A 15,447-nucleotide genomic window follows, 5' to 3' on the forward strand; every position below is an offset into this window, starting at 1 on the left:
AGCTCCTTCATTCTAGAAGAAGCCGTCAATCCTGAAAGTGCGAAAGACTCTGTACGTTATCGCTGCGAGGCCGTCCTGTGAGGACGCCAGATCTGCACTAAGCGTTTGGCGGTAAGGGATTTGACGCCATCGGCGCGACGCGCGGCGAGGCTGGACTGTAGGGTCCAGCATCCCGGTTTGGTGCTTAGCGGTAACAGACAGGGGCTCCGCAAATCGGCTGCTCCTGCGAGTGAGCAACGACAGGCTTATGCGCTTTGTCCGAAGCCGCAGCCGGTCGCAGCCCGATTGTCTCAAGCTCATCGGCAAACTCGCCAGGCCCGGCTGCAGGCGGCGCATGAACGAATTGCGATGTTCTCCGCGTCGAGACCCCAGAGCGGACCTGAAGCCAGAGTAGACTCCCTAAATCGAAGGGCCACCTCTAGCGGTTATGGCCACGAGGTAATCGAGCCATAACCAGGGCTGACTTGCTCGCTCGGGCCGTTCCTTTGAGAGCAGCTTCTCGGCCAAGCCGTGATCGCGCCGGGTGTCCAAAGAGAGACGACACTCGTGCCAGAAAGTACTCCCCCCGCTCTATTCCTCAGCCCGGACACTGAAACAGGCAACAAACGCACGGCACAGCCTGCGCACGATTGGTCCGGGCATCTTTCAATGTGGCGTTCGTCGATCAGCCGCGAGGGGCATGCAGACGCCTCGTGAACTTGATCGCCTCGCGCGAGTCGCGCCGGCCAGATGTTTCCGGGAGCCGCGGTGTGCCCGCGTGGTGCTACTTTCGGCCAGGCAGGCTTGCACCATCAGCTCAGGTAGAACATTGTCGCGGCGATCCTCAGTTGAAGCCGGCAGGAAGTGCGAAACGCCTCAACGTTCGCGCCGGCGAGCCTTGCCCTATGATTTGCCGGCATCAAAGTACGCGCGAGATGTGCGGTCGTTCACATATGATGGTCGCGATATGGCTTAGATGGGGCAGCAGCCTCGGGGTCGGAGTTCCTGGCGTTGACATTCAGCAGCGAAAGCTGGAGGGTCCTCAAACACTAATCTTGCCGACTTGATCAGCCGGACAGAGGTCGCTGCGGCTTGCTCAGCTTCATCCTGCGCTGAAGCTCCTTGAGGAGAGGTCATCTCAGGTCGTCGTCTTCGACGGGCAGAGCAGTGGCGACGGCAGTTCGCGCTGAACCGAAACCTTATCCCCCGAGGACGCGGTTCTCATCAAAGCGCTCAAAACCGGAGTAGCGACAGATAATTCACGGTCTAGGTTTCAGCGACTGTCTAGGCCGAAAAATGGGAAGGGCATTGCTGACCGGCTTTCCGCGGGGACGTTGAATGCACATGTCAGGAGTATAACCACGACAAGGGCGTTGGCAGTAGCTTCGGGGTAGCACTGTGTGAGCTGCGGAACACGTCGGCTGGGCTAAGCGATGAAGATCGCGCACGGTATTCCGGACCATTGCTGACCCCTGAGATATGTACTGAAAGGCTCGAGGCGGATCGACGAGGTACTGGGCAGCGCCTCGTCGGCCAGACGAGCTTTCTGCGGAACGCCACGGCCAGGATGTGCATCTGGGACTCATGGACGACCACACCCATCTGCAGCCAGCTAAGCTCAGCCGACGCGTGTTCGATGCGGGCAGGAACCAGCCTCTTTACTCCGAGGATGCTTCCCTGTCTCGGGGCCGAGGCCCCAATCACAATGCTGTAAAACGCAACGGCGATAACACCGTAGGTGTTCTTCGCAGCTTTGGCGTTCGGAAGATCAAAGAAGATCGCTGTGCGGCTCAACGAGGAGCCGCACAGCGATGATGCGCGCAAGTTAATCGGGCGGGGTAGCGCTCACCCGGACCCCCCGGAACCGCGCCAAGCTCGCTGGCGCAAGCTATGCTACATTAATAAGTCCAATACCGGAGCTATGTGGTCGGGTTCCTAATTCTTAGCGTGGGGATTGTCTCTCGGCATCTCCATTGCTTGGGTGATGGATGAGCCGCACGTCATTTGGGCCTCCCGGCCCCAAGCGGGCGGTGTAACGCTCGTCTAGAATATCGTAGTTTATTTCCGGCTGCGCATCGTTCGGCAACTGGCCCCAGCGGCGAAGCATCGAGAGCATCGTGTCCGGGGCTGGTTGGTCGCCGTGCGAAAAATTCTTGGGAACGGCGAATGATGCAGCATAAATCTCGCGGGGCGCGGGGGACGTCCCGTCAGCCCTGGAGGAGGACGCCGGAGCGGCTTGCTCCATCGACCGTCCAAGCCGCGATGATGAGGCTCGGTTCGCTGGTTGCGCGCTGGGCTGCGGAGCGTTTTCCAGTCGAAATCGCAGAGGAATGGCAGCGCCTTGCGGAAGAGGGGTGCTTCGCCTCATCGTTGCCGCGGGCACGAACAGCGCCGTGTAGCGGTCATTGTGAACGATAAAACTGTTGGGTCGGCTGTCCTGGCTCGGCGCGACGTTGCTACGGTCCAGCGCAGCGGACGCGTGCTGGTGGCCCTGCCGGAAATTGAAGGGAATAACGGCCGGTTCTGAATCCAGCCCTTGGTGATGACCCTCGGTTGGCTGGACGGAAGACGATGGGCCAGCGTTTCCCACCATCGCCCACAGCAGATCCTGATCGTAGCCTTCCGCGGGAAGGACGAGCCGATCGCCGGCCTGAAACGGTGCGCCGGCGTCTTCCATCGGCTCGCGAACGACTGAACTGCCGGGCTCGCTCACCTGGCGTCCGATAGCATCCCCTTCTGTATGGCTTAGTGTTCTCTGCCTCTTCGCATGCCTCAACTCCCCGGTGTAATCCTCACCCATGAGGACCTCGTGACTTGAAGAGGGAGCGCTCCCGGTCAGCTCGTTCCGAGCCGGTTGGTAGCCGTCGCTCCAGTTGAACTGAACGGCTTTTCCGCGGTCCGGTCCCTGGTGATCGCGCGCGGTTGGGAGAGACGATATTAGGTTCGGTCCGCCCATCATCCCTCGCAGCGGGTCCTGATCGTGACCTTGCGCAGGCAGCTCTTTCGGCCAAGTCCAAGCTTCCCGCGGCGCGCTGTGCTCGGCAGCGGTGTCCCCGAGGTGTCTGGTGACGGCGCCTTCGGGATGAGGACCGTGGGCCGCCTGGTGCCCAAGATCCAAAGCCTCGATGAGGCTACGCTCTTCCTCAGACAGAGGAAAATAGTAGGGATCTGAAGAAGCAGGGATCTCTGCAACGGCAGGGGCATCAAGCTGCGGCACTTCGTCCAAGTACGGCTCAAACTCCGCTTGCTGCTGTTGTGGTTGTGACACTGCGGCGTGGTCACGGTCGAATGGGTTGATGCGCTTAAATGGGTCCATGTCAACTCCCCGGGTTTGAGTCGGTTCGCAATGCCGAGCCGATAGTGTCGCACTCTCCCGATCTATTAGGATCAGCTGTCGACAAGCTGACGCGCTTGGAGACTTACGGATTGCGACCTCAGACCAATCATTTCGCCGCTCTCGACCGCGACTGGGTGACGGAACCGAGCAGGCGGCATGGTTTTGCGTGTTCGGACGAGCTCAACGGCGTCGGCACTCTGAAGACGCGACGATCTCGGGAACTGATTAGGGCTCTTCAGTCAGCCCAGCGTTTTCGACGCCACCTCCATCAGCTTGCACCATCAATCTTACGGCTAGTCGTTACAACGCTTCCTTGGCTTGGAGGCTCGTGTGCCGCACCGGGGCGGATGCTCTCGATTGGATCGTAGTTCTCAGCTGGCTCTGGCTCAGAAGGAAAGTCATAAAAAGCCAATAGGCCTTAGATCGGCAATTCTTGTCAGGAAATCAACGTCACGCGCATATTTGGCGCGATTCTCGGCGAAGGTATCAATGCATGCTCCGCGACCGCCCGGCTTGGTGCCATGAGATCCTGAATGGCCTTCTTCTTGCCGCTCCGAACCAGCTCGGGATATCTTTGAGCACGTTCACGGCCTTTTGCTGCCAGCGCTCGTATTCGCCCTGTGATTGGTCATTCACGCCAGATCACCGAAGGCGAGAGGTTCGTTGCATCGCTCCAGCAGGGCCGAGAGCGCCTCCTGAATCGCTTATCGACATAGCGCCAGCTAAGGGGCGGGCAGCAGGGGATCGAGGCCCTGGTCCACGCGCACTCGGACCGGCAAAATCACCAAGGTGAAGCGGATCCAACTCGCACGCCGGTCCTCACATTGTGCCTAGAAACCGCGATCGCGCCTATATGGTTTGCGCGTGCGCGCCGATAGCCGTGCCGCACGGCCCGGTGCGACATCCGGGGCGGCTTCAGTTCGTCGGCGTCTCCGGACTGCGGCAGTTCCGTCTCGACGGCCGGGACGAACAGATCAGGCGCTATGTTGCAGGAAGTTGTAGCAGTGCATGATCGACCGCAGACGGCTGACCGAAGGGCAGGATGTTGATCGTTTCCTTCGGCCCGCATCAGCTCCCTGGAGAAGTTCTCGCAGGTTCGCCATCCGTCCGGATACGTTGCCTCTCTGAGCGCCTCATCACCCATCCCGTGTAGCTCCCGCTTTCCTTGTATTCACCCCGGTCCCATTGAAGACGCTATGTGCAGAACCCGACAGCAATTGCAATTTGAGTCGATCTGAATCGCAAAGAGATGATTGTTTGAACCAAGCTCGCGAGTCCTGGCATGTCGGTTCCTAGGCAGTGCTTGCTACATCGTGCCACCAACTAGACGCAAAGGCCGAGACAGATCCAACTTGCCGTCCAAATCAATTCTCTAGCAGGCAAGTGGCGCTGTTAACTGCCGCTTCGCCAACGGAGCCCGGTCATGCTGATCGACACATCCAAAATCTTCGACTCCATTCGCATCAACAAGAAGGCAGCGCAGGAGCGCCAGACCGCGGCGCTATGCGAATGGCCTGGTTGCCAGAACAAAGGGACCCATCCCGCGCCCAAGGGCCGCGACAATGCGCGCGAATATTGGCACTTCTGCATCAATCATGAGGCGCAGCATCTCCGCCACGTTAGCCGGAGTCTTTATCAACAGCGCGCTCCGGATCAATCCACGACGAGCCTTCCGTGATTCTTTCCTCTTTCATTTACTCGCTCCTCGGCGGTGCAAGGAGGGGGCAAGTCCTCAACGACGCCGAAGGGGCGGTTCGCAAAGGCGCGCCACAGCGAAACGCTGAAGGCGCCGGTCCTCGGCTGCTCAAAGACCCCGCAAGACTAAACTGCTGCTGCGCTGCTCGATTTCAAGGATGGAAAGGCCCGTACTGTATTTGGCTTGCGCGTTAGGACCGCACGGGCAGCGCCCATCCCGTTCCGCGTCATGCAGGTGAGGCAACCGCAATCATGCTCATGATCTATATCAATTCGATGTCGCGTCTGACGACGTTGTCGCATGTTTGACGTATGTCGCATCCGCTCGAAACAACTCAGATGAGACCGTCTTTCTCTGAGTGCCTCTCTCTTAAGGGGCCATTTTGCCAAATCGGAAAGTGGTACGAGAATTGCTGTGCCTACCATGCTGGTTCTTGGAAGTCCTGAGGATCGCATGCACGGTGTCGTCCTTATCAAGCAGCTGGTTGTCAATGTCCGCGAGTGGCGGCGCAACGTGCGCAAGCGCCTGAGAGGGGCTGCACGGGTCCGTGACCTGAGGCGTGTCGAGCTGCGCGAAGAGTTCCGTGCCGAGCGCGCTTCATTACGTCGCCGCTTGAGACGTTGGTATGTTCTTACGAGAAGTGCTGACCTTGTCCGCCGCAACCGTTGCATCATTTGCCAGCCATTCTTTCGAGAGTCTGGATACGCACTTGATGATTCGGTAGCTCGGATAGCAACCGGACCGGCCGGCAACGAACGAAAGACAGCTCCGCGTTGGGTCAACCTGCGGGCGGCGCGCATCGGTTTGCTCCACCTATCTGATCGGTACGCGCTAGGACCCGGGCAAACATTTCACGCCCGGCGCTTTCCTTCGCGCGGGCGTCCAGCTGCAACAAGCAGAGCCAACATCTGTGTGAGTAAAATGGAAATTGCAATGGATGACCAATCGCACGGCAAAATGCCACTCTCTTCAAGCGGACGGGAAAGCCGCGGGCCAGACCTATTCAGCTTCGTCGAATGCGCTACACAGACAAGATCAATCAAAGCGCTGTTCGAGCTTCTTGTGAGTTTCGCGAGCAATGAAGGCTTCAATAAAGTCGCGTACGGAGCACTCACCTGCTCGAATGAGCGTCGTCTGCTGGACTATCTGCCGCCCCCGCCAACGATAAACTTCCCGTCTGATTGGTGCCAACGCTATGCTGAGCAAGAGTATCGAGCGATCGACCCGGTAGTCCGGCGGACAGCAATGCTGCCAAGGCCCTTTCTTTGGGATGACCTAACCAATAAATATAAACTGCAGCCCCGTGAGCTGCGCGTTTTGCACGAGGCCAGAGAAGCAGGTCTTAAGCATGGCATAAGCGTGCCATTGTTTGGATCGCAAGGCCGATTGGCTTTCGCATCGTTTGCATCTCCCTTCGATGATGCCGATCCACAGGATCGCATGGCTCATCTCGCGACGTTGGCGTCGGCGTTTCACAACGCTGTCGCGCAGATTACACCTCCCCTTGATGAAGATTGCGAGACAGACATTCCGCTAACAGAGCGAGAAACAGAGTGCCTATACTGGGTCGCAGAAGGAAAGTCAGCCTGGGTAATCGGGCGACTTGTAGATGTCAGCGAGAATACCGTCAACTTTCACATGAAGAACGTCGTCAGAAAGCTAGGGGCGGCGAACCGGACAAATGCTGTACACAAAGCAACCCGACGCCGCATCATTTAGCTCGCGCCCGTTTGAAGGCACGGTCAAAGGCCCCGTCTTCGGGCGGGCTCTTCCGTTCTTGCCGCGGATCGGGACAACCGATCTCTAGTGGCTTCGACGATGTACTTCAACGGAAGCCGCTCAAACCAGATAGCTGGGCAGGCAAGCGCATCAGGCGCGCCTATACGGTGTCCCTCAACAGCGCCCGGTGTGGACTTAGAGCGTCGTCGTTGCATGCAAGTCCCGTTGCGCCAGACTCAATCCGCCTCTCAAGCGATCTAGTGTTGCTAAACAGGCGGCTCAACGAGACGGCGGAAGACGCCGACATCATCTTCATTCTCTCCAGCAACCGTCCCGAGGCGACCGAGGCCGCGCCAGCCGTCCCGGCCTTATCGATCAGGCAATCGAGGTGCCGCTGCCTGATGCGATTCGCCGAGGCAAGGTGGTTCGCGCTATGGCAGCGGCTTGCCGGTAGACGAAGCCATGGTCGCTGAAGCCGTGCGCTTCACCGCGGGGGCAGCGCCGCCTTACAATTGTGGCGCGATTTCCATCAACGTGAAGCGACCTGCTCGTGCGGCGAGGTCAATCGTCTATCTAGGCATTGTGGTAAGGGTTCTCCAGCGCAACGACCGTGCCGCATGTTGATCTGGCAGGAGGTGAGCAAGCCAGGACAATATTGCCGCGGCGGCCGCTGATGGCAAACGGTCTTGATCTTGTCCGTCGCTTGAACTCTTCGTGCGGCCGCCCAATGGTGTTACTAACCGGTATGAGATCTGCCGGTGCCAACGTTCCGCTGCGGTGTTCTACAGCCTTTTGTATGGTACTGGTATCGGCACAGAGGCAGCGGGAGCACGAATTGCGGGTCGGGCGATACAGGCTGTGAGCCGGGAGTTCGAGTTGTGAGCTGGCCACCTCTGCGACTCACTGCGTTGTAGCAAGAGCGCTAACTCGCACTTCTCGTCTCGCCGCAGCTCAGATGCTAATGAGACGAGTGAGTGGAGTCGGAATCCACCGAAGCTTCGGAGGGATGTTGTTTTGGGGTGGCTGCAGGCTCCGCCGGCAACACTGATATGACGCGGAGTGCGCTTAAGCGCTGGCAAGACTCTGCTGGCCAGCGATGAGGTGGTGCTCGAGGTCATAGGCAACGGCATGGTGGTCTACGCGCGTGCGGACGCCCTTCGTCCCGTGTGATTCTCGGCAGTCCGCTGCAACCGAAGCAACGCGCGCAGGCTCTCGACAAACCGACAAGATCGTCCCGGTCACGCCGGCCAATTTGGAGGAGGAAGGTATCCTTCCCAGATCTGGATGCGTGAGAGGCCCAGAAGCGACATCGCGAATACGTTGGGACCTTCGCCAGGATAAGCCGAAGCGCAGGCACAATAGTGCCCGCTGTTCGATCTTCCGCCGATTTGCCTCAGCAAGTTGGGCAAGGGAATTGTTTTCGACGCACATGGGGGCAGGCGCTGCGCTAGCAAGCGGGCTTTAGGCAGCCGAACGCGACGATAAACTTGCAATCTCTTTTGGCGAAAGGCCGATCTCGCGGCCAGTTCAACCCGCCACCTCAACTGTTTTGACTGCCAGCCTTAGCGCCAATCCGTTTGGGCAACGTTCTTCCGTGATTGGCTTCAAAGTTCGCGCCAATTCCGAGCGTGCAGCAAGGCTCTTTGTTAATGGGCTATTGGCGGGCAGGCACCGATCCTGAGCCAAGCGCACCTTTTGCCGGTAGTCCTACGGGATGGTGTAGGATCGCGGCTACTCTCAGAAGTCACCGAAACTGCCGCGGACTGCCAAGTCCTTCATCGGAGTGACGCCACAGTGCAACTGTCCTGTTGGTTCATGTCCTCGGGTCAAAGTGCCACCTCCTAATCTCTAGTTCTCTAGTCTCACGGATAACGGAACTTAACGAAGGAATTCCGCAAGTGTTTCGGTGTCCAGCTGTTGGCTGCCTTCATCAAATATCTCACCTCGCATCTGCGTTTGCGCGACATCAATGCGAGTGGAACAGCTCCTGACTAGATGAGCAAAACGCGGGCCAAATTCAGTAAAGGTTCTTGCTTCATGGCGCTTACGCAGAGATTAGAGTTCCGGCAGTCGCAGTCCCTCATCATGACGCCGCAGCTGATGCAGGCGATCAAGCTGCTGCAATTGTCCAATCTCGATCTCACGACCTTCGTGGAAGAGGAGCTCGAGCGAAACCCTCTGCTGGAGCGAGCCAATGATCATGTAGCTGGCGCCGAAGCCCCGACTGAAGTCGATCAGGTCAGCGGCGAACAGCTGGCCGAGGCAGCTGCGCGGAACGCCCAGGATGCCGCGCCGACCACCTATACCGAATGGGGCGGCGGCGCCTCCGGTGACGAAGACTACAATTTCGAAGCTTTTGTCGCGGCCGAGACAACGTTGTCGGACCATCTCGCCGAGCAGCTCTCGGTCGCCTTCACCGCGCCCGCGCAACGCATGATCGGCCAGTACCTGATCGACCTCGTCGACGAGGCCGGCTATCTGCCGCCCGATCTCGGCCAGGCCGCCGAGCGTCTGGGCGCGTCGCAGGCCGAGGTCGAAAACGTCCTCGCCGTGCTGCAAAAATTCGATCCGCCCGGCGTCTGCGCGCGCTCTTTGAGCGAGTGCCTGGCGATCCAGCTGCGCGAGCTCGACCGCTACGACCCGGCGATGCGGGCGCTGGTCGAGCATCTCGATCTGCTCGCCAAGCGCGACATCGCGGCGCTTCGCAAGATCTGCGGCGTCGACGATGAGGACATCGCCGACATGATCAGCGAGATCCGCCGCCTCAATCCGAAGCCCGGCATGAAGTTCGGCTCGGCGCGCCTGCAGACCATGGTGCCCGATGTCTATGTCCGTCCGGGTCCCGACGGCGGCTGGCATGTCGAGCTCAACAGCGACACCTTGCCGCGCGTGCTGGTCAACCAGACCTATTATTCCGAGCTGTCGAAGAAGGTCGGCAAGGACGGCGACAAGTCCTATTTCACCGACGCGCTGCAGAACGCGACCTGGCTCGTGCGCGCGCTGGACCAGCGCGCCCGCACCATTCTGAAAGTGGCGACCGAGATCGTGCGCCAGCAGGACGGGTTCTTCACCCATGGCGTCGCGCATTTGCGGCCGCTCAATCTGAAGGCCGTCGCCGACGCCATCCAGATGCATGAATCCACGGTGTCGCGCGTCACCGCCAACAAATACATGGCGACCAACCGCGGCACGTTCGAGCTGAAATATTTCTTCACGGCCTCGATCGCCTCGGCCGACGGCGGCGAAGCGCATTCGGCGGAAGCGGTGCGTCACCATATCAAGCAGCTGATCGATTCGGAGGAGCCCTCCGCGATCCTGTCGGACGACACCATCGTGGAACGCTTGCGCGCCTCGGGCATTGATATTGCCCGCCGCACGGTCGCGAAGTACCGCGAAGCCATGCGCATACCCTCCTCGGTGCAACGTCGCCGCGACAAGGAGTGGTCAACGGTCAACAGTCAAGCATCGGCAGGAACTGGCCTCGAGGAAGAAACTCCCAGCCGTCGATTTGGACTCCACAAGCTACGCTTTGGATTTGCCTGAAAGTGCGTTTTTGGCGCGACATTTGTTGATTGGTGATTGAACGAAGCCGCTCGCGCCGACTGCCGCCTGAGAGAATCCGGGTGTTCTCAGAGCCGACCCCTTCAGACAGGAGGTTTTCCTGATGGCTCAGGTGAGCCGCCGCATGATCAAGGACATGACGGTGGGCATTTGTCTCCGGCAACGCAGCCGATCATATCTCGACGCGTAATCGAAGCCTAGCCGATTGTTTTAGCCGATCGCCCGCTTGGAGGATGTTCATACGTTCCAGGTTCACCTTTTGGTGACAGGGATCTCTTGGCGGCATCTCAACCAGATGGTCTGTGCGTTGCACTTTTTCGACGGCGTGACGCTCGGCCACAGTGAGATTCCCGAGCGCATCGCCTACGCGCGAGAGCCTCGCAAGCTGCCGATCGTGCTGACTGCCGAGAAGGTGGTGAGCTTGCTGAAGGCAATCCTGAGCCTAAGGAGCCGCATAGAGCTGACGACGTCTATGCCACAGGATTAAGCGTGTCGGAAGTGGCTTTCCTCGCGATCCGGGATATCGACAGACAGCGGATGGCAATCCGGGTCGAGCGGGCAAAGCCTGCAGGGACGTCATGCTGTCGCCACGACTTCTTAACGTTCTAAGGGCCGATTGGCGGCTAACCCGACCGACACGCGGGCTATTTGCCGGCCGGGAACGTTAGCGGCCGGTTAATGCGACCGTTCTATATGCTGCGTGCCGCTCGGCCCGCATCGCAGCGGATCTGAACAAACGCGTGACGGTGCACACAGTGCGACACAGTTTTGCGACCCATCTTCTAGAGTGGCGCCGACATTCGTGTGATCCATTGTTGATGCGGTCTGCGCCGCAATCGGCCAGGCACTTGACGCCTTCTATGCTTTGACCGTCGCATGGGCCAGCCGACCAGGCACCGGATCTCGCAGGTCGTTGGGAAGCCGAATTCCGCGTCGACTTACTGAGCAGCAATCGGGCTCTGGGATAGGCGAGGGGCGGCGTGATCCGAAGCCTCGAAAGGCTAGGGGTCGATGCAAGCGAAGTCGGCGTCGACGTCCTCGCTCTCGCGGCGATGGTGCACGCCGCTGAGAGAGGGATGAATCGGCTCGGCGGAACATCCAACGTAGCCGCGCCGACGCGCAGGTCGGCGGGCAACGCCTTGCTCATAGAGTCTTGAGACACTCGACAAGCGCTCGCCGTTCGGCGTCGGTCAATTCTGGTCCGATCACGCCCGGCGGCAGTTTCCTTAAGTCGGTTTCCTTGCCCTCGAAGGAATGTCCGCGATTGCTATTACCAAGCAGCGACACATCGAAGTTCGTCAAGCCGGCCGCACAACTGTCGGCCGACTGTGCTTTGGTAACAAGTCCGACATTGATCGGGTCGAACGCACGGCTGCCGACGCAAAACGACGTCGGCCGCTGGCCCTGCGGTACCAACATGTCTCTCAGCGTCGGAACGGACCCGTTGTGCAGATAAGGAGCTGTCGCCCAGACACCGTCCAACGGCGCGCCCGGTACTGAGGTTCAAGGGCGAGAACAACTTCGTCCTTGCCGTTGCGGCTTGCACGCGCCCCGACATAGACCCGCTGGTTTTGGCAGTTCTTTCTCGGTCCCCACATTTGACGCTTAGTTTCTTCAGAAGTGCGGTTCGCAATCATCCATTGGTCAATCGTCTTGCCCACCACGTCCATGAGCGCGAGTACAAACAGAGGATCTGCGCCTTTATCTGCCGGAAGGCCACAACCTCCGGCTTTGTTAAGGTCATCTGCAGGATTTAATCCGAGTGACTCGGGTAGGTGAACGCGCCGCGATCGTGAGGACGCTGGATTGTTGGGGGTCGGTGCCGATCGCTGTGACCGGCATCTGGACCACGTCGAAATAATGCCGTCCGCCGATCTCCACCCAATTCTTCTCGTTCTTGGTTGAGCGATCGGGGTTCTCTGGGCTCCAGAACGAATCTTCCGGCCACTTTTTGTCGAAGGCAGTATCGTTGACCGGGCCCCGGTGACATTCAAAGCAGTGAGCGCGATAAAGATCGCGACCTTGTTCGACGAGCTTTTCATTGATCGCCCAGGCCGGGTCACCGCGGAATTTCTCCTGCGCGTCCTTCCATTGGGGGGCCACGAGCCCGGTAAATTTTCTGCGGCCTGCATCGCCCGCCGAAAAGGGATCGACGCCGCGAAGAAGCTCTTCGAACCGCGCGATATCGGATAGATGTATCGACGAGGCAAAAAGCGGCCGTCCGGGCGCGGCCGCTGTCATATTGATTTCCGCGCTGACACCGAGCGCCTCGCCGGAATTGCGAACGAGTTCGTTGAGAACAGAAGCGTCATACTGTGGGAAGTACGGCGTGTCCCAGATTGGCGGAAAGCTCACGGCGCATCGTGCCGCGCGAAATTGCCCTTGAGGAGTGGATCCCGGAGTTCGCCAGTCACCGGATCGAGGAGGTTCGTATAAAAAACCTGGTTCCCGATCCGGTTCAGCGCATCAAGTCGACCGAACCCCTGCGAGATCCGCCACTCCCTGTCCCGTCAAAATCTGTCGGTCGCCGCCTTTTGATTCTTGATCTTTTGAAGTGCAAGCTCCAGATCGGCTCGGATCTGCTTTCGATCGACGCTTTGCCCTTTGATTCGCTCCAGCTTGCTGGCGAAATGCTCAAATCGCCATGGCAACATCAGCGTGTAGCCGATCGATAGGCCGCTGACTCTTTCAACTTCGCCGAGGTTGACCATTGCCGGCCCACCGTCGAACCGTACGGCAGCACAATTATTCTGACCAGCGCATTATCGACCACCCGTGCGTTCTTGCGGTCGATGTCCTCACACCCGCGGAGGTAGTCCGCCACTTCCCCGGAGTCCGGGCCGGGAAACGGGCCTGCCGGATGGCGCTGAGCGCGTCCTTGCGGCTGATGCAGCGGATGTGCGCGGCGGCCGTATACGGCTGCGCCTGCGTGGACTTGCCGACAGGAGTGTGATGCAGGCTGTAGATAGCCACTCTCGCCCCCGTGCGGCGGTGCGCGGGTTTGCCCTGCAAACCCATAAGTGCGCACTTATGGGGCGCGAAGGCGCTGGATGGGGGCAAGCTTAAACATTTGCCAAGGCATTCCAGACAATTTTACGAAAATTGGCGCCTTTAAGCTTACCTGGACGATTCAACAATCGAGCTGAATCTCTCCATATTTAAGCCCGCCGGGCTGTTAACACGCCGCCGCGAAACGGGAAGTAGTTTGCGATGGACAATGTGATTGGTGAGATTGCCGGACCGAGGCTGAAGACATTCGGACGGCGGAAGATGACGCCGCGCGTATGCGTGGCCGACAGCAAGCGCCATCTGCGGGCCTTCATGAGCGAGGTGCTCCAGGATCTCGGCTTCGTCACCAGCGAATGCAGCAGCGCGAGCGAGCTGCAAGCTGTACTCACCGCCGATCTGCCGGACCTAGTCCTGCTTGGCATTGGCGCCGACCGCATCGAGCCTGGCCAATTCCTGCAAGTTCTGGTGCGCGATGCCTTCGAGGGCAAAGTTCTCGCTGTCGGCGCGCGCGATTCGATCATCGCGAAGGCGGTGCAGCAGGTCGGCGAGGAATATGGGCTAGCGATGCTGCCGCCGCTCACCACTCCCTTTGCCGCCGACACGCTCCGCGAGCGCGTGGCGATGCTGCTGCCCGAGGAGCAGGTCCCGAGCCCGGCGGTGCATGTCGGCGAGGCGCTGCATGGGGGCTGGCTCGAGCTCTGGTATCAGTCGAAAATCGACGCGCGCTCGCTCGTTCGCCGCGGGGCCGAGGCGATGGTGCGCATGCGACACCCGACTTGGGGCGTGGTCCCGCCAGCCTATTTCATCCCAGAGGAGCAGGATCCCCATTTCCGGGACCTGTCGGAGTTCGTGATCGAGCGCGCCTTGCAGGACTGGCACTATCTCCTGGAGCGACAGACCGCGGTCGACCTTTCGATCAACTTGCCCGCTCCCTACCTGAAGGAGCCGCAGGCCGTCCGCGACCTCTGCCGCCGGATGCCGATGCATCCAGCCTTCGGTGGGCTGACGATTGAGATCGCCAGCGTTGAGGCGATCCACCACCTCGATTTCCTGGCCGAGATCGCCCGCGAGATGAGCTTCCACAACATCGGTCTGTCGATCGGCAATCTCGGCGTCAACTGGCCGGAGCTGATGGGACTGGACAGGATTCCCTTCATCAAGCTGAAAGCCGACCGGCAATTCGTCACGGGCTGCGGCAATGACAGGCTGAAACGCACGGTGTGCCGTCACATCGTCGAGCTCGCCCAGGGGTACGGCGCCCGCGCCGTCGCGGAAGGCGTCGAGAGCGGGGCCGATCTGACGGCTGTGAGCAAGCTCGGCTTCGACCTCGTCCAAGGCTATCTGTTCGGTAAGCCGATGCCGCTGAAGAAGTTTGCTAGACGCGCTTTGACACGGACCGTAATGGAGCAGGAGTGAGGCGCAAAGGCCCGGGCATAGCGCCGCGCGTCTTGGTCGCAGCCTTTTGCACCCTATGAGGATTGCCAATTTTATCGATCCTGCCTCAGCGCGTTATCGTTGAGCAGGGAGTTGACTAGGGCATTCCAATTCTCACCTGCCTCTCTCGATTTCGTTTTCCGGTCCGGAAGGGGCCGCAGTAACCGAAATGCCCTCCTTGCAGTCTTGCTTGCCTCTTTACCTTCAGCAGCCTCGCGGATCACGTTTTTGAACAATTTCGGGAACGATCCACCCGGCGCCCGTGAAGCGGTCAGCGGAACATGTATTCGAACGAGGCGTGAAACACGACCGCGGCTAACGGATCCTCATGTTCAGTGCCCGCACTGCGCAGATCGAACCATTGCAGCAGTCTTCGTACTTGCATAGTCGAATAAAGGAATTGCACTGGGCAAAGGTAGCAACAAAATACAGTCCGGTTGGACTAATGGCTCCGGAAGCGGGATACGGAATGCCCTGGCACACAAACCGTTGAGCATGATTTGTGAAGGTCGCTTGTATTGCCCCGCTGTTGGCGGACCAAACGAACCGTTCTGACCCTCGTTCATTCTTCCAGTATGAGGGCGCGGGAAGTCCCTGCGCGTTAGTCTCGGCGGAAAGAAAGAACGAGTGGGCGAGGAGCAAGAACCCCAGAACTCTCCTCATATCGAAGCCCCAATAGAGATCGGCGAATTGGAAACTTACAACACGAGTT

General features: G+C 59.4%; 8 protein-coding genes and 2 pseudogenes. 5 read left to right on the forward strand and 5 right to left on the reverse strand.

Annotated features, from left to right (window positions below):
- Positions 1-1,921: 1,921 nt before the first annotated feature.
- Positions 1,922-3,295: a hypothetical protein gene (locus XI05_RS09915; protein WP_271500966.1), complete on the reverse strand. Its 1,374-nt coding sequence runs from the start codon at positions 3,293-3,295 to the stop codon at positions 1,922-1,924.
- A gap of 1,444 nt (positions 3,296-4,739) precedes the next feature.
- Here XI05_RS09915 and XI05_RS09920 point away from each other — a divergent pair.
- From XI05_RS09920 to XI05_RS09935, 4 genes and pseudogenes are all read left to right on the forward strand, one after another.
- Positions 4,740-4,925: pseudogene (locus tag XI05_RS09920) on the forward strand (molecular chaperone DnaJ); the annotation flags it as partial.
- Positions 4,926-5,465: 540 nt separating this feature from the next.
- Positions 5,466-6,731 carry a helix-turn-helix transcriptional regulator gene (locus tag XI05_RS09925; protein WP_271500970.1) on the forward strand — a complete coding sequence of 422 codons (1,266 nt, stop codon included), beginning with the start codon at positions 5,466-5,468 and terminating at the stop codon, positions 6,729-6,731.
- A gap of 2,037 nt (positions 6,732-8,768) precedes the next feature.
- Entirely contained in the window at positions 8,769-10,274 is a 1,506-nt protein-coding gene (gene rpoN / locus XI05_RS09930) for an RNA polymerase factor sigma-54 (RefSeq protein WP_271500972.1), read from the forward strand.
- A 244-nt stretch (positions 10,275-10,518) separates the two neighbouring features.
- Positions 10,519-10,779, forward strand: a complete 261-nt coding sequence (locus XI05_RS09935; RefSeq protein ID WP_271500974.1) for a hypothetical protein — start codon at positions 10,519-10,521, stop codon at positions 10,777-10,779.
- 656 nt (positions 10,780-11,435) lie between these two features.
- On the opposite strand, the gene XI05_RS09940 is transcribed toward XI05_RS09935, so the two are convergent.
- The 4 genes and pseudogenes from XI05_RS09940 to XI05_RS09950 form a co-directional block, all read right to left on the reverse strand.
- Positions 11,436-11,711 (reverse strand): hypothetical protein, encoded by a 276-nt coding sequence (locus tag XI05_RS09940; RefSeq protein WP_271500976.1) that lies wholly within the window; start codon positions 11,709-11,711, stop codon positions 11,436-11,438.
- A gap of 12 nt (positions 11,712-11,723) precedes the next feature.
- A pseudogene (locus XI05_RS39500) lies at positions 11,724-11,774 on the reverse strand (hypothetical protein); the annotation flags it as partial.
- A gap of 258 nt (positions 11,775-12,032) precedes the next feature.
- On the reverse strand, positions 12,033-12,647 hold the full coding sequence (locus XI05_RS09945; RefSeq protein WP_271500977.1) for a hypothetical protein: 615 nt from the start codon (positions 12,645-12,647) through the stop codon (positions 12,033-12,035).
- 155 nt (positions 12,648-12,802) lie between these two features.
- Positions 12,803-13,003, reverse strand: coding sequence for a hypothetical protein (locus XI05_RS09950; RefSeq protein WP_271500979.1), 201 nt, complete (start codon positions 13,001-13,003; stop codon positions 12,803-12,805).
- Between the two features lie 559 nt (positions 13,004-13,562).
- Here XI05_RS09950 and XI05_RS09955 point away from each other — a divergent pair.
- Positions 13,563-14,717 (forward strand): EAL domain-containing protein, encoded by a 1,155-nt coding sequence (locus XI05_RS09955; protein ID WP_442869252.1) that lies wholly within the window; start codon positions 13,563-13,565, stop codon positions 14,715-14,717.
- Positions 14,718-15,447: the final 730 nt, after the last annotated feature.

Origin of the sequence: Bradyrhizobium sp. CCBAU 11357, from assembly GCF_028128865.1 — a bacterium.
GTDB lineage: Bacteria > Pseudomonadota > Alphaproteobacteria > Rhizobiales > Xanthobacteraceae > Bradyrhizobium.